This window comes from Williamsia sp. z34, from assembly GCF_059553395.1.
On record NZ_JCANWW010000001.1, the window covers coordinates 369,612 to 395,283 of the forward strand.

Here is a 25,672-nt window from a genome sequence, read left to right on the forward strand (position 1 = left end):
TCGCCATCGTGAGGGCTGGAGGTGACCGCTCGTGTCGAGCACAGACGACCGTCGTTTCGAAGTTCTACGCGCCATAGTTACCGACTACGTCGCCACGCAGGAACCGATCGGATCCAAGGCGCTGGTGGACCGCCACCACCTCGGGGTGTCGAGTGCCACCGTCCGAAACGACATGGCGGTACTCGAGGCCGAGGGTTACATCACGCAACCCCACACGAGTTCGGGGCGAGTGCCCACGGACAAGGGCTATCGGTTGTTCGTCGACCGGATCAGTGAGGTCAAACCGATCTCCAAGGTGGAGCGCCGCGCGATCCTGAGCTTCCTCGATTCCGGCGTCGACCTCGACGACGTGCTGCGGCGTTCGGTGCAGTTGCTGGCGCAGCTGACCCGTCAGGTCGCGGTGATCCAGTATCCGGTGCTCTCGTCGTCTGCGGTCCGCCATCTCGAGGTGGTCGCGCTGACACCGTCGCGGTTGTTGCTGGTGGTGATCACCGACACCGGGCGTGTGGAGCAGCGCATCGTCGATCTCGGTGAGGACCTGGGCGACCATGAGATCACCCAGCTGCGGGACATGTTCTCCGCGGCGCTGAACGGACAACGACTCGAGGTCGCCTCCCATGCGGTGGCCGAGCTCGCCAACCAGGCGCCCGACGGTCTTCGTCAGCCGTTCATCCGGGTTGCCACGGTGCTCGTGGAGACCCTGGTGGAACGGTCCGCCGACCGACTGGTGCTCGGTGGTACATCGAACCTGACCCGCGCCGCCGCCGACTTCGCCCCGATGGCAGGGGCGATGGGTTCGGTGCTCGAGGCACTGGAGGAGCAGGTGGTGGTTCTCAAGTTGCTGGCCGCCACCCAGAACACCGGAACGGTGACGGTTCAGATCGGCGAAGAGACCCGCGAGGAGAACCTGCGGGGTACGGCGGTGGTTTCGACCGGGTACGGTGCCTCGGGAACAGTCTTCGGTGGGCTGGGCGTGCTGGGCCCCACCCGGATGGACTATCCGGGAACCATTGCCTCGGTCGCAGCCGTTGCCAGATATGTCGGTGAGGTTCTCGCCGACCGATGATGTGCGATGAAGCACATCGACCAACGAACAGAGATTATCCGGACACCAACTGGGTGAACATCCGGAACTGAAGAGAGAACGGATAACGCATCGCCGTGGCACGTGATTACTACGGGATTCTGGGCGTCGAACGGGGCGCCACTGATCAGGAGATCAAGCGCGCGTACCGCAAATTGGCACGCGAGCTGCACCCCGACGTCAATCCCGACGAGTCCGCCCAAGCCCGATTCCAGGACATTTCGGCAGCCTATGAGGTGCTGACCGATCCGGAGAAGCGTCGCATCGTCGACGCCGGCGGAGACCCGCTGGCCTCGGCCGGTGCCGGTGGCTACGGCGGCTTCGGCAACGGAGGTTTCAGCGGCGGCCTCGGCGACGTGTTCGAGGCGTTCTTCGGCAACGCCGGTGGCGGGTCGGGACGCGGGCCACGCGGCCGGGTGCAGGCCGGGTCGGATGCACTGCTGCGGATGAAGCTCGACCTCGACGAGTGCGCGGCCGGTGTCAGCAAAGAGGTCAACGTCGACACCGCGGTGCTGTGTGACGTGTGCACCGGCTCGGGCACCAATGGTGACAGCAAGCCGGTCACCTGTGCGACCTGCCAGGGTGCCGGCGAGATCCAGTCGGTTCAGCGCTCGTTCCTCGGTCAGGTCATGACTTCGCGACCATGCCCGACCTGCAACGGTGCCGGCGAGACCATTCCGGATCCCTGCCACAAGTGTGGCGGCGACGGACGTGTCCGGGCCCGGCGCAAGCTGACGGTGAAGATCCCGGCCGGTGTCGGCGACGGTATGCGCGTGCGGCTGGTCGGCCAGGGCGAGGTCGGACCTGGTGGTGGACCTGCCGGTGACCTGTACGTCGAGGTCGTCGAGATTCCGCACAGTGTGTTCGTCCGCGACGGCGACGATCTGCACTGCACCGTGCGCGTGCCGATGGTCGATGCGGCCCTGGGAGGCGAAGTGGAGATCGACACGGTCCTGGGTGGCTCCACCAAGGTGATCATCGAACCGGGCACGCAGCCCGGTCAGGTCTCGAAGGTTCGCGGCCAGGGCATGCCCCATCTGCACACCGGCGTCCGCGGCGCACTGCACGTACATCTCGATGTCGTGGTGCCCACGCGCCTCGACGCGCAGCAGACCGCGAAACTCAAGGAATACCGGAAGCTCTCGGACAACGATCAGATCGAGCTCGTGAACAGCGAGTCGTCCAACACCGGCGGTCTGTTCTCACGCCTGCGCAACGCATTCGCCGGGCGCTGACACCGCCGCGATGAGCCCACCGCTGTTCTGGGTCGACCACGTGCCGGACGCCGGCAACGACGCCCGGCTCGACGGGGACGAAGGGCGGCATGCCGTCACCGTCACCAGAGTTGTTGTCGGCGAACGGATCATCCTCGGCGACGGCGCCGGTCGGACCGGCTTGTGCGAGGTGACCGCCACCGAGGGCAAGTCGGTTCTGTGTGCCCGGGTCCTCGAATCCGTTGCCACCCCGTCACCTGTTCCGCGGGTGACGGTGGTGCAGGCGCTACCCAAATCCGAACGGTCCGAACTCGCCGTCGACCTCGCCACCGAGGCCGGGGCCGACGCGATCGTGCCCTGGCAGAGTGCCCGGTGCGTCGCCAAGTGGGTCGGGCCGAAGGCGGACAAGGGCGTGGCCAAGTGGCGTTCGGCAGCAATGGCCGCCGCCAAGCAGAGTCGTCGCGCGCACATTCCGGACATCGCGCCGCTCGCGCGCACCAGCGACGTGCGAACGATGGCCTCCGACGTGGTCGTCCGCGGGGGAGTGGTTGCGGTACTCCATGAATCGGCGACCACCAGCCTGCGTTCGCTGGATCTCGATGTTCCGGAGATCATGCTCGTGGTGGGTCCCGAAGGCGGACTCGATGATTCCGAGATCGACGATCTGTCCGCCGTGGGCGCCACCGCGGTGATGCTCGGCCCCGAGGTATTGCGCACATCGAGTGCGGCCGCGGTCGCACTCGGTGCGATCGGCGCGCTCACCCCGCGGTGGGAGGTGCGTCCCCGGTGGTGACCGCCGTCAAACGTGTGAAAGTTGCTTACGGTGAACGTAATTCGCAGTTCGGTCACGTCTACCTGCCGAAGGTTGCGGGAGCCGGACCCGTTCCGGTGATCGTGCTCGTCCATGGTGGCTTCTGGAGCACCGAGTTTGCTCTGACCATCGAGACCGCGATCGCGCGGGACCTGGCCGCCCGGGGCGCAGTGGTCTGGAACATCGAGTATCGCCGCGTCGGCGAGGACGGCGGCGGCTGGCCCCGCACGGGCAACGACGTGGTCGCGGCGATCTCCGCCCTCGATGCGCCGGTCCGCTACGCACTGCCCGAGGAGATCTTGAGCCGGGTCGACTGGTCGAAGGTCAGCGTCATCGGGCACTCGGCGGGCGGGCAACTGGCCGTCTGGGCGACCGCGCGGCTCGGCGCCCGGACCGAGAAGTCGGCCATCTCCACGGTCATCGCCCAGGCCGCACCGCTGGACCTGCAGGCCCGCGAACGCACGTCCCGGCCGTCCCTGCGGGCGCTGATGGACGGGTCGATCACGGAGGTCCCGGACCGGTACGCCGACGCCTCACCGGTGGACCAGCCGGTCTTCTCGGCACACGTGGTGGCCATCCACGGAACCGAGGACACCGCCGTCCCGATCGAGGTCAGCCGCGAGTACGTACGTCGCGCCGGTGCGGCCGGCCAATCGGCCGAACTGATCGAAGTCGCAGGTGAGGGGCACGACGTGTTCGTCGATCCGCGGAGCCGGGGCCATCGCGAGACGGTCCGGGTACTCGGGATATGAGGGTCTTGGCAACGTCCGAAATATTGATGTGAGTCGCGGCGTTTCATGGACGTAGAATCAAAGGACCGACAAATCTGGCAGAGCAGGAGAAATACTTTTCGTGAGTGATGACAACAGCGCGACCCGGGCGCGAAGCGGCGCGGCCGGAAGCAAGGCGCCTGGCGCGGTGATCTCGACAATCGAAGTGTCGCCCGATGTCATCTTCGGACTGCTCGGTGCCGGTGACCAGAACCTCAAAGAACTCGAATCGCATCTCGCCGCCGACATCCATGTGCGGGGCAACGCCGTCACCCTGACCGGCATCTCCGCCGACATCGCGCTCGCCGAGCGGGTGCTCTCGGAGCTGGTGTCGGTGGTTCGCCGCGGCACCCAGCTGAACCCTGACCTGGTGCGGCACAGCGTGCGGATGCTGACCGACGGGTCCGGGCAGTCGCCCGCCGAGGTGCTCAGCCTCGACATCATCTCGCGGCGTGGCAAGACGATCCGCCCGAAGACCCTCAATCAGAAGCACTACGTCGACGCCATCGACAAGAACACGATCGTGTTCGGGATGGGGCCTGCCGGTACCGGCAAGACGTACCTGGCGATGGCCAAGGCCGTGCAGTCGTTGCAGAACAAAGAGGTCAGTCGGATCATCCTGACCCGGCCAGCGGTCGAGGCCGGGGAGCGGCTGGGATTCCTGCCCGGCACCCTGCACGAGAAGATCGACCCGTATCTGCGCCCGTTGCACGACGCGTTGCACGACATGATGGACCCCGAGGCCATTCCCAAGTTGATGGAAGCCGGCGTCATCGAGGTCGCGCCGCTGGCGTACATGCGTGGCCGCACCCTCAATGACGCGTTCATCATTCTCGACGAGGCCCAGAACACCACGGCCGAGCAGATGAAGATGTTCCTGACCCGCCTCGGATTCGGATCCAAGATCGTGGTGACCGGTGATACGACGCAGGTCGACCTCCCCAGCGGAGGTTCCGAGAGCGGATTGCGTGCCGCGGCCCGCATCCTCGAAGGCATCGACGACATCCACTTCTCGCAGCTGACCAGCGCCGACGTGGTCCGGCACCGCCTGGTCTCCGACATCGTCGACGCGTACGGACGCGCCGAGGCCGCCAACGAATTGCACGGAAACCGCGCCCAGCGCCGCGCCGGGAACGGACGACACCGATGAAGGACCCGGCTTTGAGTTTGCCAGCTGAGACGAGGAGACGGCGTTGAGTATCGAGGTGGCCAACGAGTCCGGTATCGAGGTACCGGAAGAAATGCTGATCGACGTTGCGACGTTCGCGCTCGGCCGCATGGACGTCCACCCGGCAGCGGAGCTGTCGATGGTGCTGGTGGACAACGAGACGATGGCAGAACTGCACATGCGGTGGATGGACCTGCCCGGTCCCACCGACGTGATGAGTTTTCCGATGGACGAACTCAGTCCGGGCGGACGTCCCGATACCGCCGGGCCCGGTCCGTCGATGCTCGGCGACATCGTGCTCTGCCCCGAGTTCGCTGCCGAGCAGGCCGCCACCGCGCGGCACTCCACCGACCACGAGTTGTCGGTGCTCACCGTGCACGGCGTGCTGCATCTCCTCGGGTTCGATCATGCCGAGCCGGAGGAAGAAAAAGTGATGTTCGGACTCCAGGGTCAGATCATCGAGGAGTGGTACGACGACCGCCGGTCGCGTGCGCGGGCCGCCCGCGTTGCCGAGCGCGACGCAAAGCTGTTGAACAACATCGGGTTCGGAGACGACAAACCGGCCGGGGAGAGCTGATCACCGGTGCTTTCTGACTTGTTGCCGCTACTCGCTGCGGTGGCGCTGGTGCCCATAGGCGGCCTTTTTGCCGCTGTCGACAATGCTCTGATGACGGTGTCCCCGGCCCGGGTGGACGACCTGGTGAAGGACGGCAGGCCCGGCGCGCTGCGGTTGCGGAACGTGCTGGCCGCCCGGCCGAAGTACATGGCGTTGACCGTGCTGCTGCGTATCACGGCCGAGACCGCCGCCACGGTGGCTGCGGCCGTTTTCGCGATGGACAAACTCGGAACCGCGTGGGGTGTGGTGGTCGCCATCGCAGGTATGGCGGTGATCAATTACGTGGTGGTCGGTGTCGGACCGCGGACCCTCGGCGCGCAGCACGCCTATTCGATCGCGGTCAACTCCGCGGCCGTGCTGCAGGCCATCGGTGTACTCCTGACCCCGCTGACCAGACTTCTCATCACGCTCGGTAACGCGATCACGCCCGGTAAGGGATTCCGTAACGGACCGTTCGCGACCGAGGTCGAATTGCGCGAAGTGGTCGACATGGCCGAACTCACCGGTGTGGTCGCCGCCGGGGAACGCAAGATGATCCAGTCGGTCTTCGACCTCGGTGACACCAGTGCTCGCGAGGTGATGGTCCCGCGCGGCGAGATGGTGTGGATCGAATCCACCAAATCGGCCGCGCAGGCGATTTCGTTGGCCGTGCGTTCGGGTCATTCCCGCCTGCCGGTCATCGGTGAGAACCCGGACGACGTACTCGGCGTGGTGTATCTCAAAGACCTTGTCCAGCGACTGCTTCCGCCGGCTCAGCCGTCCGCGGTCGAGGTCGGGGAGTTGATGCGTCCGCCGGAGTTCATCCCCGATTCCAAGCCCCTCGACAAGGTGCTCGCCGACATGCAGCGCAGCCACAATCACATGGCGGTACTCGTCGACGAATACGGCGGCGTCGCCGGTCTGCTGACCATCGAGGATGTGCTCGAAGAGATCGTCGGTGAGATCAACGACGAATACGACAGCGACGAGGTACCGCCCATCGAGCCGCTCGACGACGGCTCCGGCGGCTACCGGGTGTCGTCACGGCTGCCCGTCCAAGATCTCGCGGAACTACTCGATGTCGAGATCGATGAGGACGACGTCGAAACCGTCGGTGGTCTGTTCGGGCTCGTGCTCGGCCGGGTGCCGCTGCCCGGCGCAACTGTCGAATTGCACGGTCTGCGCTTGGTTGCCGAAGGCGGGCCCAACCGGCAAGGTCGCGTTCGCATCGTCTCGGTCGTGGTCCACAGGATCCCCGAGAAAGAGCTCGAAAAGAAGAAGAAGCGGAAGAAGAAGCGGGACACCGCACCTGATTCCGAGGAGTCCGGCGCGAACGAGGTCGAGCGCGACGACGATTCGACGGAGATCGCAGAAGATTCCGATCGGCACGAGGAGGCCTCATGACATCCGACGCGGTGGTGCCCGGTTCGCCGCTCGATGCCGAAGACGACAAGCTGCTGACCCTGGCCCGCGGAGCGATGGCCCGGACCGGGGCCACCTCCGGGGCCGCGGTCCGCGACGCCGACGGGCGAACCTACGCGGCCGGGCCGGTCGACCTTGCCGCACTACAACTCTCGGCATTGCAGGTGGCCGTCGCGATGGCGATCGCCAGCGGTGCAGAGGGACTCGAGGCGGGGCTGCTTGTCGGCGGTCCCGCGACCACCGGGGACCGTGCAGACACGGACCCGGGTTTGGCGGCGCTGACTGAGGTGAGCTCGTCGGCGTACGCGATCGTCGCGGATGCACAAGGCGGGAACCCGCGTCGATTGGATCAACAGTGATGGATCAGTCCGAAGACTTCCGTTCCGGCTTCGTGTGTTTTGTGGGCAGGCCCAACACCGGCAAGTCGACATTGACCAACGCCCTGGTGGGCGAGAAGATCGCGATCACCTCCAGCCGCCCACAGACCACCCGCCACACCATCCGCGGCATCGTCAATCGTGACGACACCCAGCTGATCCTGGTGGACACCCCCGGTCTGCACCGCCCGCGGACGCTGCTCGGCAAACGCCTCAACGATCTGGTGCGCGACACCTACTCCGAAGTCGACGCGATCGGCTTCTGCGTCCCGGCCGACGAGAAGATCGGACCCGGCGACCGGTGGATCGCACAGCAACTCAAGGAGATGGCTCCCAAGACGCCGGTGGTGGGTCTGGTCACCAAGATCGACAAGGTCAAGCCCGAACGCGTTGCGCAGCAACTGATGGCGCTCTCGGAGCTCCTCGGACCCGACAGCGAGATCGTTCCGATCTCGGCGACCAAGGGCAAACAACTCGACGTGCTCGTCGACGTCCTTCGTGGATTGATGCAGCCGGGTCCGGCGTTCTATCCCGACGGTGAACTCACCGACGAGCCGGAGACCGTCCTGATGGCCGAGTTCATCAGAGAGGCGGCGCTCGAGGGCGTCCACGACGAACTGCCGCACTCCCTGGCGGTGGTGATCGAGGAGATCATCGAACGTGAACGCCGCGACGACCAGATCCCGATGGTCGACGTGCACGCGATTCTCTACGTCGAGCGGGACAGCCAAAAAGGCATCATCATCGGCAAACAGGGTGCCCGGCTCAAAGACGTCGGCACGGTGGCCCGGAAGCAGATCGAGAAGCTGCTCGGCGCCAAGGTCTACCTCGATCTCCACGTGAAGGTGGCCAAGGACTGGCAGCGCGATCCCAAACAGTTGGGCCGCTTGGGCTTCTGACCGCATCGCCGATTCGCGGGCACGATCTGGTGCGGGCAGGGTTGAATTGGCGGTATGACGGAGCCCGGACAGCCGGAAGGCAAACACGAACTTCCGCCAGGGGTACTCGACCCCAGTCTTGCGGCGGAGTTGCGGTCGTGGAAGCTGTGGACCTTTCCGGTAGCTGTGGTGGTGCTGGTGATGGGCCTGCTGGGCTTCATGTACATGGCGCCGGTGGTCAATCCGGAAAAGTATCTCGACGATTTTCCGATCGTGGTGGTCGACGCCGACGCCGGGGCCCTGCAACCCGGAACCACCGATGACATGCAATATCTGGGCAAAGAGGTGATCGACGGCCTCAAGGCCGGGGTCGATGAGCAGTATCCGGGCAAGTTCGACCTGCAGGTGGTCGACCGCCAGACCGCGCTCGATCGGCTCGACAACGCGCAGGCCTACGGCGCGATACTCGTACCCGCCGACTTCAGTGCGGCCAGTTTTGCGTTTCTCGGTTCGGCGATCGGTGATACCGAGGTCCCACCGCCGGTGATCGAGGTGTTGACGAACCCGGGTGCGGGCGCGTTCACCGTCCAGATCGCCACGCTGTTCTTCGATCGGGCGATGGAACAGGTGAACACCCAGTTCGGCGACCGGCTCACGGCCGCGCTCGTCCAGCAGACCGAGGCCGCCGGCCTCAAGGTCACCGGCGCCGGTCTGACCGCCATCAGCAAGCCGATCGACATCAAGGCCTCGGAGGCAAACCCGTTGCCGGACTCTGCCGGCAGAGGGCTGACCGCCTTCTATCTGGGGTTGCTACTGATCCTGGCCGGGTTCACCGGATCGATGATCGTCCACACCATCGTCGACAGCCGGCTCGGCTTCGCGCCACTCGAGATCGGTCCGATCTATCTGATGCGCGCACGATTACCGTCCTCGCGGTTGGGGACGATGGTGATCAAGTGGTGGGCGATGTTCCTTGTCGCGATCGTCGTCTCGGGGCTCTACGTACTGATCTGCGAATGGGTGGGCATGTACACACCCAACAAGATGGCCCTGTGGATGTTCGGGGTCCTGGTGATCACCGGCATCGGCGTGGTCGCCAATGCGATCCTGGCGATCTTCGGCAACGCCGGCCTGATCGTCAACCTGATCTACTTCGTCATCCTCGGCATACCCTCCTCCGGAGGCACGGTGCCGTTGGAGGCGGTGCCCGGGTTCGTCCGCGATTTTGCCGTGATCGAGCCGTTGCACCAGGCGTTCATGGGATTGCGGTCGATCCTGTACTTCGATGCCAATGTCGACGCCGGCCTGTTCGACGCCGTGGTCATGTTCGTGATCTTCACCCTCGTCGGACTGATCATCGGGCCGATCGCCTGCATCTTGTATGACCGCAAGGGTCTGATCCGTCGTCCACCGGAGCCGGTCGACCACCCGGGCGTCCACGAAGCGGTGTGATCGGAAAATCCGGGGCAGGCATGTCGCGGTGCGCTTGGTCGGTGGTCAGTGGAAGACTGATCAGGTGAGGTTGTATCGCGATGAGGCCGTTGTCCTCCGCCAGCACAAGCTGGGGGAGGCCGACCGAATCATCACGTTGCTGACCAAGGAGCACGGGCTGGTCCGGGCGGTTGCCAAAGGGGTACGGCGCACCCGGTCGAAGTTCGGTGCCCGGCTCGAACCCTTTGCGCATGTCGATCTGCTGCTGCATCCGGGCCGCAACCTCGACATCGTCACCCAGGTCCACAGCCTCGATACCTTTGCCTCGGCCATCGTGTCCGATTACGGCCGGTACACCACGGCCTGCGCGGTCCTGGAGACAGCGGAACGTCTGGCCGGCGAAGAGCGGGCTCCGGCCGACCGCCTGCAACGGCTGACCGTGGGTGCCCTGCGGGCCATCGCGGACGGGCAGCGTCCCAAAGAGCTGATCCTCGACGCGTTCCTGCTGCGGGCGATGGATTTCGCCGGATGGATGCCGGCCCTGGAACATTGCGCGCGGTGCGGAGATCCGGGACCACACCGGGCTTTTCACGTCGCGGTGGGTGGCTCGGTGTGTGTGCACTGCCGACCGGCCGGATCGGCGACGCCCTCACCCGGCGTCCTGGATCTGATGGATGCGCTCTACCGTGGCCAATGGGAACACACCACCGAGGCGACCGAATCGACTCGGCGGCAGGTCAGCGGATTGACCGCGGCGCACCTGCAGTGGCATCTCGAACGTCAGCTGCGCACGTTGCCGCTGATCGAGCGCGAGGCCCCTCATCGCGGTCTGACGACCGCCGGTGCGAATGCCGACACCGGCAGGAAGGACACACGTGATCGCGCGACGGCGCAACACAACGCAGCAGGCTGAACCGGTAAAAGGGGTCCGGCCACCGGACCCACATCCCTCCGGAGCCCGTCCGCCGGCGATTCCCCCGCAGTTCGTGCCCAAGCACGTCGCCCTGGTGATGGACGGCAACGGGCGGTGGGCCACTGATCGGGGACTGCCCCGGACCGAGGGCCACAAGCGTGGCGAGGCCGTGCTGATGGACGCCGTCTGCGGTTGCATCGAGATGGGTGTCGGCTGGCTGTCGGCGTACGCGTTCTCCACCGAGAACTGGAGTCGCAGCCCGGACGAGGTGAAGTTCCTGATGGGCTTCAACCGCGACGTCATCCGTCGTCGCCGCGACGAGATGAACGAGATGGGTGTGCGGGTCCGGTGGGCCGGGCGTCGACCACGGTTGTGGCGCAGCGTCATCCGCGAACTCGAGACCGCCGAGGAACTCACCAAGGACAACACGGTGATGACGTTGACGATGTGCGTCAACTACGGCGGGCGGGCCGAGATCGCGGACGCGGCCAAAGAGATAGCTCGTCGTGCGGCCGCCGGGACGCTCGATCCGGAACGGATCACCGAGGCGTCGTTCGCCAAGTATCTCGACGAGCCGGACATGCCCGATGTGGATCTGTTCCTGCGCCCGTCGGGGGAGCAGCGGATCTCCAACTTCCTGCTCTGGCAATCTGCGTACGCCGAAATGGTGTACCAGCACAAGCTCTTTCCCGATTTCGACCGTCGCGACCTGTGGGATGCCTGTGTGGAGTACGCGAGCCGGGACCGGCGTTTCGGCGGAGTACCGGGGTCGACCGGTGCCTGAGAACACCGGGGAACCAGACCTCATCGAGCGGACCGCGCGGCTGCTGGCCCCGGAGATGTCGGTGCAGCGCGGCGAGGACGATTCGCTGACCGTCTACCACCAGGGGACCGTGGTCTCGATGAGGGCGCTCGCGCTGGCGCCAGGTCTGGATGTGCTGTCACTGACGCAGGTGCTGGCGTGGGATCTGCCGGTCACCGAACAGTTGCGCACCGATGTGGAAAAGGCCTCCGGTGCGTCCAACTTCGGCACCGTCAAGTTGGCGGTCCACGAGGTGACCGCGGATGTGCTGCTGCACTACACGTTTCCGGCCGGAACCCTGGGCGATGATGCGCTGCGCACCATGCTGCTGATGGTGCTCGGGACCGGCGCGGACGTCGGCGTCACCATCCGCGGCTGACTCCTCGGGCGGTGGCCGGGAAGTCAGCCGCAGCCCTGGCAGCGACCGAAGATCTCGACGGTGTGGCTGATGTCGGTGAAGCCGTGCTGGGCGGCGACGTCGGTGGCCCACTGCTCCACGCTGTCGGCCTGTATCTCCACGGTGTTGCCGCATTCCCGGCAGACGAGGTGATGGTGATGATGCGCCGACGAACAGAACCGATAGACCGACTCGCCGTTGTCGGTGCGCAGTACGTCGACCTGGCCGGCGTCGGCCAGTGCCTGCAGATTCCGGTAGACGGTGGTCAGTCCGATGGACTGGCCGGCGGCCTTGAGCTGGTCGTGCAGATATTGCGCCGAGCGGAACTCCTCGCTGCCCGAGAGGAGTTCGGCGATCGCACTGCGTTGACGCGTGGAGCGGACGCCGGTGACCGGACGCTGTTCGGTTCCCGAACTCATGAATCGCTCTCCTCGGTTGCGTGGGCGAGGGCATCGGTGACGATGTGCGCGAGATGGTCGTCGACCAGGGCGTAGACGACTTCGCGACCGGTCCGTTCGCCGTGGACCACACCCGCCGACTTGAGAACCCGCAGATGCTGGCTGATCAGCGGCTGGGGTACCGATAGAGCACCGACCAGTTCGTGGACGCACCGACCACCGCCGAGCAGTTGCAGCACGATGGCGATCCGGACCGGGGCGGACAGGGCCCGCAGCAATTCGCCGGCAGCGTCCAACGCCTTCTTGTCGTGGGCGGTCGGAGCCGTGGTTGCATGCTGACTTGTCACAGGGCACTTCCGTTGCTGCGGGGGGATATCGGGCGGCTGTTGGAAACCATTTTCATATGCGTGGGTGGCCATGTCAAACAATGACTTTCCGACGCGGTTCGTCCACCCGATGTGGCGGGCGTCAGGTGCCCCGCGCCGCCCGATAGGCTGGTCCCCGTGGCAGGCAAAACCAATCTCGTGGAAACCGTAGTCAACCTCTGTAAACGCCGGGGGTTGGTGTATCCGTGTGGAGAGATCTACGGCGGCACCAAATCGGCGTGGGACTACGGGCCCCTGGGTGTTGAACTCAAGGACAACATCAAGAAGCAGTGGTGGCGCAACATGGTCACCTCCCGCGACGACGTCGTCGGACTCGATTCGTCGGTGATCCTCCCGCGCAAGGTGTGGGAGGCGTCGGGCCACGTCGAGACGTTCAGTGATCCGCTCGTCGAGTCGCTGCACACGCACAAGCGTTACCGCGCCGATCACCTGATCGAGGCATACGAGAACAAGCACGGACATCTGCCGCCCAACGGCCTGGCCGACATCAACGATCCGGAGACCGGTCAGCCCGGTGCGTGGACCGAACCCCGCGCATTCTCCGGTCTGATGAAGACCTACCTCGGACCCGTCGACGACGAGGCCGGACTGCACTACCTGCGTCCCGAGACCGCTCAGGGCATCTTCATCAACTTCAAGAACGTGATGACGACGTCCCGGAAGAAGCCGCCGTTCGGCATCGGCCAGATCGGCAAGAGCTTCCGCAACGAGATCACGCCCGGAAACTTCATCTTCCGCACGCGCGAGTTCGAGCAGATGGAGATGGAGTTCTTCGTCAAGCCGGGCGAGGACGAGCAGTGGCACCAGTATTGGATCGACCACCGGATGAAGTGGTACACCGATCTCGGCATCGATCCGGAGAACCTCCGACTGTTCGACCACCCCAAAGAAAAGCTCTCGCACTATTCCAAGGGCACCGTCGACGTCGAATACCGATTCGGATTCGCCGGCGGGGAATGGGGCGAGCTCGAGGGCATCGCCAACCGCACCGACTTCGACCTCAGCACACACATCAAGCACTCCGGTGAGGACCTGTCGTTCTTCGATCAGGCCACCGGTGAGCGCTACACGCCGTACGTGATCGAGCCGGCCGCCGGCCTGACGCGTTCGCTGATGGCGTTCCTGTGTGACGCGTACACCGAAGAGCAGGTACCGAATGCCAAGGGCGGCACCGACACCCGCACCGTACTGAAGATCGACCGCCGGCTCGCGCCGGTCAAGGTCGCGGTGCTCCCGCTCTCGCGTAACGAGCAGCTCTCGCCCAAGGCGAAGGCACTGGCCGCAGAACTCCGCCAGAACTGGAACGTCGAGTTCGACGACGCCCAGGGCATCGGCAAGCGTTACCGCCGTCAGGACGAGATCGGTACGCCGTTCTGTGTCACGGTCGACTTCGACACGCTCGACGATCAGGCGGTCACCGTGCGTGAGCGCGACACCATGACGCAGGAACGCGTCGCCCTGGACAAGGTGGTCGACTACCTGGCAGTCCGGCTGATCGGCTGCTGAGACCGGCTTCGGCTGCCTATGATTCACAGGCGGTGACGAGGCCGGAGCAGGAGGTCGGAGCGGATATGAACAAGAAGATCCTCAGGACGCTGTCGGAAGAGGAATACCGGCTGGTCCGAACGACCAAGCGTAAGAACTTGGCGGAACTCGACGAAGACGCTCTGATCAAACTGCACACGCGTACCCAGCGGGCACGCAACAAGCACGTCAAGAACTACCGGCAGGCGGGCGCCGCCAAGGTCCAGAACAAGGGGAGCCGCGGCGCCGCCCGTCCTGCCAATACTCACCATGCCGCCCGCGCGGAGGTTTTCGAGAAGGCGTTGGCGCGGGTGAGCCGTCAGCTCGGTGTGGTGGCCAGGCAAAGCGCTGCGGACCTCAAGGATTCCCGTCTGGCAAAAGCCAAGGGCAAGGGCAACGGCAAGGGTAAGAGCAAAGACCCGGCGTTGGACCCCGCACTTGTCGGCGGCAAGGGCAAGGTCATCTCGGCGGGCAAAGACCGCGTCGATGCGACCCGTAAATCGCCCGGCCGCAAAAAACAAGAGGCGTCGTCGAAGGCCGCAGGTAAGCGCCGGCAGGTGAAGAAAGACAGTCGCTGACCGCCGTGTGTCACTTTCCCGCTCGGATTCCGGCCCCGGTGGCCGGTTGGGTGTGTGAACCCTCCGGTATCTGAGATACTGAAGGTTGGGCAAGCCGTTCGGCCCCACATGGGGTGGGGTCGGTATATGCGGCCAGAGAGTGGGTTAAACCGTGTCTGTGAGTGGAAAAATCGTTCATTTCGACGCCAACAAAGGCTTCGGGTTCTTGGCGCCTGATGCCGGCGGCTCGGATGTCTTCCTGCATATCAACGACATCGACATCGACGAGAATTCGCTTAAACCGGGCGCCGAGGTCGAGTTCGACATCGAAGAGACCGACCGTGGTTCCAAGGCGGTCAATCTCGTGGTGACCGGGGCTGCACCTGCCGGTGCCGCACCTGAGCGTCCGCGTCGCGAGGAGCGCCCGCGTCCGGATCGTCGCCATGACGACAGCCGTGGCGCCGGTCGTGACGATCGTCGTCGGCCTGCGCGCAGCGATTCCGCGACGCTCGATTCGGGCGCGTTCTCGGAGGAGATCACCGAGCTGCTGCTCGACGCCTCCGGAACCTTGACCGCGACCCAGATCCTGGCGATCCGGCAGCGTGTCACCGATTTCGCGATCGCTCGCGGCTGGGTGCTTGACTGACTTGTCGGCGGATACGACACCGCCACCGGTCCTGCGTGCCGACTACGGCGAATCCGACGTAGAGCGGCCGATTCCGGAGGGCTTGAAGGTAGCTGGGCTGACCGGCACCCGCAATGACTATCGCAGTGCGTTCGCCCGCGACCGCGCTCGCGTACTGCATTGTGCGGCGCTGCGCCGGTTGGCCGACAAGACCCAGGTCGTCGGTCCGCACGAGGGTGATACCCCGCGTACCCGTCTGACCCACTCACTGGAAGTGGGTCAGATCGGGCGGGGTATCGCCATCGGTATCGGTTGTGATCCGGACCTGGTCGAACTGGCCGGACTGGCGCACGACATCGGCCATCCGCCTTACGGTCACAACGGTGAACGGGCGCTGGACGAGGTCGCCAGCGTGTACGGCGGGTTCGAGGGCAACGCACAGAACCTGCGTATCCTCACCCGGCTCGAACCGAAACTCCTTGACGCGCAGGGCCGCAGCGTCGGACTGAACCTGACACGGGCGTCGCTCGACGCGACGTTGAAGTATCCGTGGACCCGCAAGAAGCCCGGCGGCAAGTTCGGTGCGTACGAGGACGACGCGGCCGCGCTCGCGTGGATCCGGAACGGTCGTACCGATACCAGGCAGTCGCTCGAATGCCAGGTGATGGACTGGTCCGACGATGTGGCGTACTCGGTGCACGACGTCGAAGACGGTGTGATGGCCGGGCGTATCGATCTGCGCAGCCTCGGTGACCCCACCGAGCAGCGTGACCTGGCGGCGGTGGGTCTCAAGGAATTTCCCGACCTGGAAGAAAACGTTCTCATCGAGGCCGCAGCGCGACTGTGGTCGATGGAGATCGTGCAGGATGTCGGCGCCTATGACGGCACCATGACCCGGTTGGTGGCGCTCAAACGCCTCACCAGTGAGCTCGTGGGCCGGTTCGCGTCGGCGGCCATCACCACCACCCGCCGCGAAGCGTCCGAGCGTGCGGTCTGCCGCTATCAGGCCGACCTCGTCGTGCCGCCGATCGTCGCCGCCGAGGTCGCGATGCTCAAGACGTTGGCGCTGCGCTTCATCTTCTCGGATCCGCGGCACCGGTCTCATCAGGCCCGCCAGCGTGACCGCATCCATCGGGTGGCGAACTGGCTCCTGCATGCCGCACCCGGCGGACTCGATCCGTTGCTGGTACCGGCCTGGAACGACGCGGCCGACGACGCCGCGCGGGTCCGGGTCGTCGTCGACCAGATCGCCTCGATGACCGAAGGTCGCCTCGAGCGGATGGACCGGCAGAACATGGGCGCCTCCGCGCACCTGGGCTAACCCGATGATGTGCCCTTTTTGCGAACGTTTTCCCAGGTGGACGCCGCCAAAACGGCACATCATCGGGGGTGGGCGGACGCGTGACGAGTTCCGCCTAGACTGATCTGCGTGGCAGGCCGAATTCCCGATCGTGACATCACGGCAATCCGTGAGAGTACGCACATCGAGGACATCGTCGGCGACTACGTCGCGCTGCGTAAGGCGGGCGCCGATTCATTGAAGGGGCTCTGCCCTTTCCACGACGAGAAGTCGCCGTCGTTCCATGTGCGTCCCAACCATGGACACTTCCACTGCTTCGGCTGTGGTGAGGGCGGCGACGTCTATTCGTTCCTGCAGAAGGTCGAACACGTCAGCTTCGTCGAGGCCGTGGAGCAGCTGGCCGACCGGATCGGCTACCAGATCAGCTACGAGGGCGGTGGCACCAGCGTCGCCCGCGACCGCGGTACCCGCGCCCGCCTGGTGGCAGCCAACGCGGCCGCGCAGAAGTTCTATGCCGAGCAGCTGAAGTCGCCCGAGGCGCAGAAGGCCCGCGACTATCTCACCGAACGGGCCTTCGACGGCGCCACGGCCCTGCAGTTCGGCTGCGGCTATGCACCCGCCGGCTGGGACACGATGACCAAGGCGCTGATGGCGCAGGGGTTCGAGTTCGCCGAACTCGAGGCGGCCGGTCTGTCCAAGCAAGGGCAGCGCGGACCGATCGACCGGTTCCACCGTCGCCTGCTGTGGCCCATCAAGAACCTGGGCGGCGACATCATCGGCTTCGGTGCCCGCAAGTTGTTCGACGACGACAACATGGGCAAATACATGAACACGCCAGAGACCATGCTGTACAAGAAGTCTCAGGTCTTGTTCGGTCTCGACCACGCCAAGAAGAACATCGCCAAGGGTCACCAGGCCGTGGTGGTCGAGGGATACACCGACGTCATGGCCATGCATCTGGCCGGCGTGACCACCGCGATCGCCTCGTGTGGAACCGCCTTCGGTGAAGATCATCTGGCGTTGTTGCGACGGCTGATGATGGACGACAGCTACTTCCGCGGTGAGGTGATCTACACCTTCGACGGCGACGACGCGGGGAAAGCCGCGGCATTGAAGGCATTTGAAGGCGAACAGAGCATCGCCGGGCAGACCTTCGTGGCGGTGGCACCCGATGGTATGGATCCGTGCGAGCTGCGCCAGAACCATGGCGACGCCGCAGTCCGGGACCTGATCGCCCGTCGCATCCCGATGTTCGAGTTCGCCGTCAAGGCGCTGCTGTGCACGTACGACCTCGACACCGCGGAGGGCCGCGTCCACGCGCTGCGGGAGGCGGTACCGGTCGTCGCCCGGATTCGCGATGTGGCGCTGCGCGACGAGTACGCCCGACAACTGGCCGGCTGGGTCGGCTGGGAAGAAGTACCCCAGGTGTTGCGCCGCGTGCGCGAGGAGGCGGTCAGGCAGGCCAAGGCCGCGCGCTCCGGCGTGAAGGACACCTCGAAGTCGCGGGACCGCAGGGTGCAGTCGGCCCCACCGGTACCAGGACCCGATACCGACTCGAAGAACCCGACGGTGGTGCGGCCGCGGCCGTCCGATCCGCAATTGTGGGCGCAGCGGGAAGCTCTCAAGTCGGCGCTGCAGTATCCGGCGATAGCCGGGACCGTCTTCGACTCGCTGCCCGAGGAGTGCTTCACCGAGCCCGCGTACGAGATCATCCGGACGGCGATCAAGGCAGCCGGTGGTACCGGTGCGTCCCATGGGGGAGCGCAGTGGGTCGAGACCATCGCCCAGTCCGTGGACGGCACGGTATTGGAGTCGTTGGTCACAGAACTTGCCGTCGAGGCGATGTCCGTGTCCGAGAACATGATCCCGAAATACATCGGAAGCGTGCTCGCGCGGCTCCAGGAAGTCTGGGTCGGCTCTCAGATCGCCGATCTGAAGTCGAAACTGCGCCGGATGTCACCGGGGGACGACCCGGACGCCTACAACGCCTTGTTCGGCGATCTGGTGGCCCTGGAGGCCTATCGACGGAGCCTGCTGGAGCTGGCCGTGGGACCGGACGAGAACACCGCCTAGTTCGGCGCGGTGTTCGTCGTTCTCAGTTGTTCCGGTATTCCTCGGGGCCGAGCACGGTTGTGTCCTCGTCGATGGTCCGCAATTCGGTCAGCTTCGGCTGCGTGCTGATCTTCTCGGAGAGCTTCTGCCTGCCGACGTCGACGGCCTTCTTGGTGGCCGGGGACTCGGCGATGGTGCGGTAAGCGCGGTTGATCTGCTCGTAGCGCTTCCGACCGGCCTTGGCCCCGAGGACGTAGCCGACGCCGAGTGCAGCGAGAAATCGAACCATAGGTGCTCAGTCCTCCGTGGTACGTGCGCAGCGGACGCGTTCGGTGCGTCCGCAGGGGGTTGGGTCTCCATCCTGCCTGATCGAGTCCGGGGTGGGGGAATCTGGCCGCGTGAAGCCGTCAGAAAAGGCCGCCACCAGCACGATTTGGTATGCGACCACCCCTATGCGCTAAAGTCTTTTTCGGCCCCAGGGCCAAGATATTCCCCCATAGCTCAATTGGCAGAGCATTCGACTGTTAATCGAAGGGTTACTGGTTCAAGTCCAGTTGGGGGAGCGCAAAGGTCCAGGTCACTCGGTTTCCGCCGAGAGATCTGGACCTTTTTTGCACCAGTGGTGCAAACGATGAGCCGAGTTTTGGCGTTCGCGATCATTGGCCATGGTTGAGGCACACTTCGACGCCGTCAGGTCCGTGCCTCGCGCCGAGGGGCGGGTTGCGCGAAGACGATGCCGACTCGGTAGCATCAGCGAGGTTTGTGGCGGTGTTTCGTCACACTTGGGGCGGTAGCTCAGTTGGTTAGAGCCGTGGACTCATAATCCATAGGTCGCGGGTTCGAGCCCCGCCCGCCCCACCAGTACCCACCGAACAACGATGGCAGGTACCGGCCGTGGCGTCCGGCGAACCCGTCGGACAACAGGCCCACCACATCCGGGCCCGCTTCCCCCGAATTGCCCGTGGCCGTCACGTTGGCCCCAGCTGAATGTGGGCCCCATACACCGAACGCGACAGCTCTGCCCTTGCCGCGGAGGATGGAGTTCATGGTGGACAACGTGGCAGGGGAGGACACATGGTCCACCGCCCGAAGAAGCGTCGCTATTCGGATTGTCCGATGTCACACTCCGGAGAGGGTGGATTGGGCAACGCCCGGCGCCTCGCAGGTGGAGTATTTACAACAAATTCGACGCCTGTGAGCAGATCAGTTTTGTGACAAAGGAGTTTGCTAATTCGCTGCGTGCCAGTCGATTTGATCCAAACGTCCGTAGATGTTAATTGAATGATGTTGTGCTGCAGGGCAATATGAAACAACGGCGGTCAATTATGTGAGGATAATAAGGGAAATCGCCGAGATCGGTATGTCATCACCGCGCCGAAAAGCTCGGCAATCATGAAGTGTGACCTGTGCAATATGCGGCCGTGACCGTGACTTCGCCGATGGTGCCGGCGGCAGAGGTCGCAGATCGTCGGTGGGGAGGAATTGGCCCCTGAAAATGCGCCTGCCCCGACCCTGTGGGGTCGGGGCAGGCGTGCTCCGGCTTGTCTGCGCAGATGATCCGTGCCCTATTTGAGGGTAAATGGAGCTTGGATCAGGCCATGGTCAGTGCGCTTCGTCGTAGGCTTCGATGATCGCGCCCGGGATTCGTCCGCGGTCGCTGATCTCGTAACCCTCTTCCTTGGCCCACTCCCGAATCGCTTGTGTGGGTGCCTTTTCGGCCTTTTCAGCCACCCGGCCGCCCTGGCGGGAGTTGTTGATCCGCCGCGAGGCGCTCAGGTATTTGGCGAGTGCGCGGCGGAATTGTTCGGCGTGCTTGGGGGACGTGTCGAACTCGTATTGTTTGCCGTCGAGTCCCCAGCGCACGGTCTCGAATTCCTCGAGAACCTTTCCGTCGAGGTCGTCGATGAACTCTACTACTTGCTTCTTGGCCACTTCTGGACTCTCCACTCATTGTTTTTTGCGCCCGACGAACACGAACTCGAGTCTGATGGGAAGTCAATCATAACAACTTGACCTGTGAAGAAGGCAAAAGATCGCAATAGCTGGTCCGCTGTGAAGACCATCCGCGATCCCGGACCGCACAACTTGGGCGGACAACGTCGGTGGTCGTGCATCCGGACAACTATCGAAAGGCGGAAGATCACCGCTGACTTGTCCGTATTGCGTGACCCGTGCCGCATCGAATCCGATCAAGAGATGTCGGTTGATCCCGCACATTCTTGAACAAGGCCGCGGGTTCGACCACGTCCATCTTCTCCGGGGAATAGCCGGTGAGTTCGGTCGTGTTGTCGACGACCCCGAAGAGCCGGCCCGCCATGTCATGACGCCCGCGTCGGAAAAGCGTGATGTGAGCATCGATTTGCCGATCAGCGCGGTCAGTTCCGGGCGGAGAATGCGGGCCCGGCCACCTGCTTGGCCTTCGATTGCGGCGTGCATTGTGGCGTGCCGCTTGTTGGTCCGAGGTCGGCCGCGGAGGATCTCGAATCGTTCGTCGAGCATGTCGATGATTTGACGGACCGGGATCGTAGCCGATTGGCCCGCGGCGAGCTCGAATCGCCAATGGCGTGTGATCGACTGCAGCGCAAATGGTTTCGATCGGCCAGTCATGGGACGTCGGCATCTTTGCATTCTCGGGCCACCTGGAGTGCGGCACGGGTTTTGCCCATGCCGCCCCACAGTGCGTCCGCACCGGCCTTTGCTCAGTCCTTGGTTGCCGCGCCGGGGCCGCCGGGTTCGTCTGTCCACAACCCGATGGATTCGAGATGACGGGTCAGCCGCTCGGCGCCGTCGGTGAACTGGCGCCGGGTCTGTGCGATCACCTCGTCGCGATCGCCCTTGCGATAGGCGTCGATCAGTTTCGCGTGGCTCTCACAGGCGACCGCGCCCCACTGCGGATCGTTGGCGTACAGGTCATGCGGTGTGTAGCGGGTGGCGTTGAGCAGGAACCAGGCCAGTTTGCCGCCGTCAGCGATGCGGTTGTGAACGCGATGGAACTCGAACTCGGCAGCGGTGACGTCCTCGGGCCGTCCGGATTCGACCGCGGTCCGCAGTTCGTTGTTGAGCTCGGTCAGCTCGTCGAGTTGGTCCGGGGTCACAGTTTTCGCGATCCGGACTGCAAGCTCCACGGCGAGAACACCCTGGAGCCAGAAGATGTCCTCGACGTCCTGGCGCGTCAGGTCGGCGACCACATATCCGCGATGCGGCGCCAGGTTGACCATCCCCTCACCGCGCAGGGTGAGCAGCGCCTCACGCACCGGGGTCACACTGACCTGCAGGTCGACGGCGGTTTCGTCCATCCGGATGAACTCGCCCGGGCGGATGGCGCCGGTCATGATGAGATGACGAAGATGACCGGCGACCTCCTCGGAGAGTTGAGGTCGCCGGCGCAGCGAGGATCGGGATGTGGTCGCCCGAGGTGTGGTCATCAGAGCAAGTTACAGACCGTAGGTCTTGCCGATGATGTCGCGTTGGATCTCATTGGTTCCGCCATACACGGTGGAAATGATCGCACCCCGCATCAAACGCTCCGCATCGAACTCCGTTGCGTACCCGTATCCACCCATCATCTGCATGCCGTCGATGGTCATCGCCTTGGAGACCTCGGTGGCCTTGAGCTTGGCCATCGACGCCTCGCGCGGCAGCATCTTCTTCGGATTCGCATCCGACTGTGCGGCCACACTGTAGACGAGCAGCTTGGTGCATTCGATCTCGGTGGCGTGGTCTGCCAGGCGGTGCCGCAGCGCCTGGAAGGTACCCACCGGGCGACCGAATTGCTTGCGCTCACTGACGAACTCGAGGGTACTGGCGAATGCACGTTCGGCGACGCCGAGTTGCATCGCGGCCAGGATGAGGCGTTCGGTGTTGAGTCCGCTCATGAGCTGGTTCCAGCCGTTGCCGACCTCACCGACCACCGCGCTGTCCGGCACGCGCACGTTGGTGAAGTAGAGGTCGTTGACCTCGCGGCCGCCGAGCGTGTCGATGCCGCTGATCTCCAGGCCTTCGGTACCCGCGGGAATGTGGAACTGGGTCAGGCCCTCGTGTTTCTTGCCGGTGCGATCCGTCCGGGCGACGAGCAGGATGCTCTTGGCGAAGTGTGCGTTGGAGCACCAGGTCTTCTGGCCGTTGATGACCCAGCCGCCATCGACCTTCTCGGCCCGGCAGGTGAGCGCGGCGACGTCGGAGCCCGCCTCGGGTTCGGACATCGAGATCGAGAGCGATTCGCCGGCAACAACATCGGCGAGAACTTCTTTTTTCATCGGCTCGTCGGCGAACTTCTGGTAGGCCGCAGCGGTGATCAGGGTCGGGCCGATGCCACCGATCGGGGCGTTGCCTCGCATTGCCTCCTCGAGCAGGATGCACATCTCCATGTTTCCGGCACCGGCGCCGCCGTACTCTTCGGGCACCAGGATTCCGGCCCATCCGAGGTCCGCCATCTTCTTGTAGAGCTCCACCGAGTGCAGCTCTGCGCCGCCGGCGGTCAGAGCGTCGCGCTGTTCGCGGGTGCCGGCCTCCCGGGCGCAGAAGTCTGCGACCGATTTGGCGAAATCGGCCTGTTCGGGCGTGAAAGTGGTCATGACGATGCTCCTGAAATAGGGTTCGACTCACGCTGAAAGTAACACATCACATATATGTGATGGAATACCTGCATTCCGGCGCGATGTGAGCGAGCGGTGGTGTGGTGCCGGTCGCAGGAGGGCTTACATTGGCGGCATGAGTCCGAAAGCGAAGGTTGATCGAAACGCCGAACCCGGTGACTCGCCCAAGCCTGAACCCGCGACGACCGCGGCTACCGGGGTCGATCGCGAGATCGCGGCGACCGACATCGATTCGGAGGTCCGGGCGGATCCGTCGCCGTTCGATTCGGAGGAGTTCCTCGAGACGAATCGTCGCAACCGCGAGAAGATGCGCGCTGTCGCCGAGGCAAAGCGGGCCAGGGAGGCGGCCCGCGAACAGCGGCGGTCCGCTCGGGGACGTGGCGCCGGGCCGACGTCGGGGAAGATCGGCGATGAGCCGGTCCGCCGGCGAGTGGGCTGGGCCGTCCCGGTGCTCTCGATCCTGTTGGTCGCCGCACTGGTCGCCACCGGGGTGCTGGCCCATCTGTATCGCGAGGCCGACAACCGGGCCGCCGGTGGTGATCGACTCGATGAATTGCGACCCGGCGCGGTCACGGCCGCGGGTGAGTATGCCGCCGCACTGCTGACCTACGACTCCGCGAACTTCGCCGAGCTCGATTCCCGGATCACCGATATTTCGACTCCGGCGTTCGCGAAGGACTTCATCGAGGGCTCGAGGCAGGCTCGCGAAGGCAGTGCCGGCGTGCAGGCGGTTGCGTCGGCGTCCGCCAAAGATGCTGCACTGCAATCGATTTCACCGACGACGGCGGTGGTGTTGGTGGCGATGGATCAGACGGTCAAGTCGCCACAGACAGATGCCCAACTGCCCGAGGGGATCCGATACGAGTCGATGGTCAAGGTGACGCTCGAACTGGTGGACGGCAAGTGGCTGATCAAGGACTTCGAGGTGGTCTGACGGACGATCCGGGCGGCGCTCAGGTGTGCGGGCGCAGGATCGTGGTCATCACGGCCTCGATCCGGCGTTTGGTGGCCGGGCGGGGGTCGTAACGCACCCAGTTACCGAGGTCGAGGACGGTGTTGAACGCGGCGTGCACCAGGTACCGGGCCTCAACGGGATTGAGGCCCGGCCGGACCTGGCCGACCAGTTGGGCCCACTCCTCGACGTTGCGACGCTGCTGATCGCGGAGTTCGACACGCTGCGGTTCGGGCACGCTGCCGATCTCGGACAGGTAGAGATTGAGCAGGTCGCTGTTCGCGAACGAGAGGTCCACGTATCTGCGGACCAGCTTGTCGACGGCTTCGTCCGGGGTTGCCGACTCGGCGAGGGCGTCGCTGATCCCCGCGGTGATGCGGTCACTGGCCCGCGCGAAGGCGGTCGAGAGCATGGCGACCTTGGTATCGAAGTGCCGGTACACGCCCGATTGGTTCATGCCGACCGCAGCGCCGATCTCCTCCATCGTCACGTCGTGGAATCCGCGGGCGCTCATCAACCGGATCGCCTCGGTCAACAAGGCCTCCCGCTTGGACGCCATCGGCAGGCCCACCGACACCGCCGGTCGTGTGGTCGAGGGGGCCGGATCATTCGGTGGCAGGTCGGTGCGGGCCACATTCATCGCGGCGTCGAGGATCACCGCCTCGATCCGCTTGCGAGGTAACGATGCCCGGTGCGTGGTGATCGATCCGATGACGCTGAGCACCGCGCCGCTGAGGTACTGCGCGTCGGTGCCGAGACGACCCGGCTGGGGTTCGCCGCCGGCCGACAGCTCCGGGTGTATCTGATCGAGAAGCGCAGCGAAGCGGGCGTGCAGCCGGCCGACCAGCCGGCCGAGGTCCCGGCGGTCTTCAGGATTGAGGTATCGCGCCTCCCACCGGTAGAGCGCCCCGCGCGATCGGTTTTCGATGGTGGTCCGGGTGAGTTCGGTGATGAGCAGATGCAACTCGCGTTCGGGCTCGCCGGGCAGGACCGGTACCTGCGCCATCGCACTGTCCAGGTCGGCGCCCAGAGTGCGGACGGTCTCGGAGAACAGCGCATATTTGTTGGGGAAGTGGCGGTACAGGGCCGGGCCGCTGATGCCCACCTTTCCGGCGATCTGATCGACACCCGTCGCGAAATAACCCTGTTCGCTGAAGGACTCGGCAGCCACCCGAACTATCTGTTCCCGACGGTCCTTCGGTCGCTGCCGAGTTCTCGGGGCGACGGCAGCGGGTGCGAGGGCGTCGTTGACGCGTCCGTTGGCGGAAGCCATTTATCCATGTTAGCGGCAGGTACAGACCTTCTGCAGCAGAGGGGGTGAGTCCCGCCGACCAGCGAGGAAGGGCGACGGGCCAACACTTGACGCGTCTGGCGAAGATCTGGCAAGTTAATGTGGATTCACGTGATCTACATCGCAATCG

The 25,672-nt window shown here is 64.8% G+C and carries 26 protein-coding genes and 2 tRNA genes; 21 read left to right on the forward strand and 7 right to left on the reverse strand.

The features are described 5' to 3' along the window. The first annotated feature begins 31 nt into the window (after positions 1-31). The 13 genes from hrcA (at position 32) to AC51GT_RS01840 (ending at position 11,844) form a co-directional block, all read left to right on the forward strand. Complete coding sequence (gene hrcA / locus AC51GT_RS01780) at positions 32-1,066, forward strand: heat-inducible transcriptional repressor HrcA (RefSeq protein WP_496323671.1); 1,035 nt, start codon at positions 32-34, stop codon at positions 1,064-1,066. A 95-nt stretch (positions 1,067-1,161) separates the two neighbouring features. Next, entirely contained in the window at positions 1,162-2,319 is a 1,158-nt protein-coding gene (gene dnaJ, locus AC51GT_RS01785; protein ID WP_496327658.1) for a molecular chaperone DnaJ, read from the forward strand. Between the two features lie 10 nt (positions 2,320-2,329). Further along, positions 2,330-3,091: a 16S rRNA (uracil(1498)-N(3))-methyltransferase gene (locus AC51GT_RS01790; RefSeq protein WP_496327659.1), complete on the forward strand. Its 762-nt coding sequence runs from the start codon at positions 2,330-2,332 to the stop codon at positions 3,089-3,091. Further along, the gene (locus tag AC51GT_RS01795) at positions 3,085-3,861 is read left to right on the forward strand and encodes an alpha/beta hydrolase family protein (protein ID WP_496327660.1); all 777 of its coding nucleotides are present in this window, start codon (positions 3,085-3,087) and stop codon (positions 3,859-3,861) included. The genes AC51GT_RS01790 and AC51GT_RS01795 overlap by 7 nt, the downstream gene beginning before the upstream one ends. Positions 3,862-3,961: 100 nt before the next feature. Continuing rightward, entirely contained in the window at positions 3,962-5,029 is a 1,068-nt protein-coding gene (locus AC51GT_RS01800) for a PhoH family protein (RefSeq protein ID WP_496327661.1), read from the forward strand. 43 nt (positions 5,030-5,072) lie between these two features. Beyond that, positions 5,073-5,624 carry an rRNA maturation RNase YbeY gene (gene ybeY, locus AC51GT_RS01805; protein WP_496323676.1) on the forward strand — a complete coding sequence of 184 codons (552 nt, stop codon included), beginning with the start codon at positions 5,073-5,075 and terminating at the stop codon, positions 5,622-5,624. Positions 5,625-5,630: 6 nt separating this feature from the next. Beyond that, entirely contained in the window at positions 5,631-7,046 is a 1,416-nt protein-coding gene (locus AC51GT_RS01810; RefSeq protein WP_496327662.1) for a hemolysin family protein, read from the forward strand. Then, positions 7,043-7,423, forward strand: coding sequence for a cytidine deaminase-like protein (locus AC51GT_RS01815; protein WP_496327663.1), 381 nt, complete (start codon positions 7,043-7,045; stop codon positions 7,421-7,423). Before AC51GT_RS01810 ends, AC51GT_RS01815 begins: the two co-directional genes overlap by 4 nt. Then, a complete protein-coding gene (gene era, locus AC51GT_RS01820) occupies positions 7,423-8,340 on the forward strand; it encodes a GTPase Era (protein WP_496323679.1) in 918 nt (305 codons plus the stop codon). The genes AC51GT_RS01815 and era overlap by 1 nt, the downstream gene beginning before the upstream one ends. Before the next feature lie 54 nt (positions 8,341-8,394). Continuing rightward, entirely contained in the window at positions 8,395-9,771 is a 1,377-nt protein-coding gene (locus tag AC51GT_RS01825; RefSeq protein WP_496323680.1) for a YhgE/Pip domain-containing protein, read from the forward strand. A 64-nt stretch (positions 9,772-9,835) separates the two neighbouring features. Further along, positions 9,836-10,663 carry a DNA repair protein RecO gene (recO, locus tag AC51GT_RS01830; protein WP_496323681.1) on the forward strand — a complete coding sequence of 276 codons (828 nt, stop codon included), beginning with the start codon at positions 9,836-9,838 and terminating at the stop codon, positions 10,661-10,663. After that, complete coding sequence (locus tag AC51GT_RS01835) at positions 10,599-11,447, forward strand: isoprenyl transferase (protein ID WP_496323682.1); 849 nt, start codon at positions 10,599-10,601, stop codon at positions 11,445-11,447. Before recO ends, AC51GT_RS01835 begins: the two co-directional genes overlap by 65 nt. Next, positions 11,440-11,844 (forward strand): hypothetical protein, encoded by a 405-nt coding sequence (locus AC51GT_RS01840; protein ID WP_496323683.1) that lies wholly within the window; start codon positions 11,440-11,442, stop codon positions 11,842-11,844. The genes AC51GT_RS01835 and AC51GT_RS01840 overlap by 8 nt, the downstream gene beginning before the upstream one ends. A gap of 23 nt (positions 11,845-11,867) precedes the next feature. Here the strand turns inward: AC51GT_RS01840 and AC51GT_RS01845 are convergent, their stop codons facing one another. Together AC51GT_RS01845 and AC51GT_RS01850 are read right to left on the reverse strand one after the other, a co-directional pair. Continuing rightward, positions 11,868-12,281 (reverse strand): Fur family transcriptional regulator, encoded by a 414-nt coding sequence (locus AC51GT_RS01845; protein ID WP_496323684.1) that lies wholly within the window; start codon positions 12,279-12,281, stop codon positions 11,868-11,870. Beyond that, entirely contained in the window at positions 12,278-12,607 is a 330-nt protein-coding gene (locus AC51GT_RS01850) for an ArsR/SmtB family transcription factor (RefSeq protein ID WP_496327664.1), read from the reverse strand. The genes AC51GT_RS01845 and AC51GT_RS01850 overlap by 4 nt, the downstream gene beginning before the upstream one ends. A 156-nt stretch (positions 12,608-12,763) precedes the next feature. On the opposite strand from AC51GT_RS01850, the gene AC51GT_RS01855 reads away from it, so the two are divergent. The 5 genes from AC51GT_RS01855 (at position 12,764) to dnaG (ending at position 18,725) form a co-directional block, all read left to right on the forward strand. Beyond that, the gene (locus tag AC51GT_RS01855; RefSeq protein WP_496323686.1) at positions 12,764-14,152 is read left to right on the forward strand and encodes a glycine--tRNA ligase; all 1,389 of its coding nucleotides are present in this window, start codon (positions 12,764-12,766) and stop codon (positions 14,150-14,152) included. A 65-nt stretch (positions 14,153-14,217) separates the two neighbouring features. After that, on the forward strand, positions 14,218-14,748 hold the full coding sequence (locus AC51GT_RS01860; RefSeq protein WP_496323687.1) for a hypothetical protein: 531 nt from the start codon (positions 14,218-14,220) through the stop codon (positions 14,746-14,748). Positions 14,749-14,899: 151 nt separating this feature from the next. Further along, the gene (locus AC51GT_RS01865; protein WP_496323688.1) at positions 14,900-15,373 is read left to right on the forward strand and encodes a cold-shock protein; all 474 of its coding nucleotides are present in this window, start codon (positions 14,900-14,902) and stop codon (positions 15,371-15,373) included. Next, the gene (locus AC51GT_RS01870; RefSeq protein ID WP_496327665.1) at positions 15,366-16,673 is read left to right on the forward strand and encodes a deoxyguanosinetriphosphate triphosphohydrolase; all 1,308 of its coding nucleotides are present in this window, start codon (positions 15,366-15,368) and stop codon (positions 16,671-16,673) included. Before AC51GT_RS01865 ends, AC51GT_RS01870 begins: the two co-directional genes overlap by 8 nt. Positions 16,674-16,781: 108 nt before the next feature. Continuing rightward, positions 16,782-18,725: a DNA primase gene (gene dnaG / locus AC51GT_RS01875; protein WP_496327666.1), complete on the forward strand. Its 1,944-nt coding sequence runs from the start codon at positions 16,782-16,784 to the stop codon at positions 18,723-18,725. Between the two features lie 22 nt (positions 18,726-18,747). Here dnaG and AC51GT_RS01880 read toward each other — a convergent pair whose 3' ends face one another. After that, positions 18,748-18,993 (reverse strand): hypothetical protein, encoded by a 246-nt coding sequence (locus tag AC51GT_RS01880; protein WP_496323690.1) that lies wholly within the window; start codon positions 18,991-18,993, stop codon positions 18,748-18,750. Positions 18,994-19,194: 201 nt separating this feature from the next. Between AC51GT_RS01880 and AC51GT_RS01885 the strand changes: the two genes are divergently transcribed. After that, positions 19,195-19,267 (forward strand) — tRNA-Asn (locus AC51GT_RS01885). Positions 19,268-19,488: 221 nt separating this feature from the next. Further along, positions 19,489-19,565, forward strand: a tRNA-Ile gene (locus tag AC51GT_RS01890). 741 nt (positions 19,566-20,306) lie between these two features. Here AC51GT_RS01890 and AC51GT_RS01895 read toward each other — a convergent pair. The 3 genes from AC51GT_RS01895 to AC51GT_RS01905 all read right to left on the reverse strand — a co-directional run bounded on the left by AC51GT_RS01895 (position 20,307) and on the right by AC51GT_RS01905 (position 23,278). Beyond that, positions 20,307-20,636: a histone-like nucleoid-structuring protein Lsr2 gene (locus tag AC51GT_RS01895; RefSeq protein ID WP_496323691.1), complete on the reverse strand. Its 330-nt coding sequence runs from the start codon at positions 20,634-20,636 to the stop codon at positions 20,307-20,309. Positions 20,637-21,403: 767 nt separating this feature from the next. Next, positions 21,404-22,129: a GntR family transcriptional regulator gene (locus tag AC51GT_RS01900; protein ID WP_496323692.1), complete on the reverse strand. Its 726-nt coding sequence runs from the start codon at positions 22,127-22,129 to the stop codon at positions 21,404-21,406. A 9-nt stretch (positions 22,130-22,138) separates the two neighbouring features. Beyond that, positions 22,139-23,278, reverse strand: coding sequence for an acyl-CoA dehydrogenase family protein (locus tag AC51GT_RS01905; RefSeq protein ID WP_496327667.1), 1,140 nt, complete (start codon positions 23,276-23,278; stop codon positions 22,139-22,141). Positions 23,279-23,414: 136 nt separating this feature from the next. Here AC51GT_RS01905 and AC51GT_RS01910 point away from each other — a divergent pair, with 136 nt between their 5' ends. Continuing rightward, positions 23,415-24,233 carry a hypothetical protein gene (locus AC51GT_RS01910; protein ID WP_496327668.1) on the forward strand — a complete coding sequence of 273 codons (819 nt, stop codon included), beginning with the start codon at positions 23,415-23,417 and terminating at the stop codon, positions 24,231-24,233. 19 nt (positions 24,234-24,252) lie between these two features. Here AC51GT_RS01910 and AC51GT_RS01915 read toward each other — a convergent pair whose 3' ends face one another. Beyond that, positions 24,253-25,524, reverse strand: a complete 1,272-nt coding sequence (locus tag AC51GT_RS01915) for a TetR/AcrR family transcriptional regulator (protein ID WP_496327669.1) — start codon at positions 25,522-25,524, stop codon at positions 24,253-24,255. Positions 25,525-25,672 lie beyond the last annotated feature (148 nt).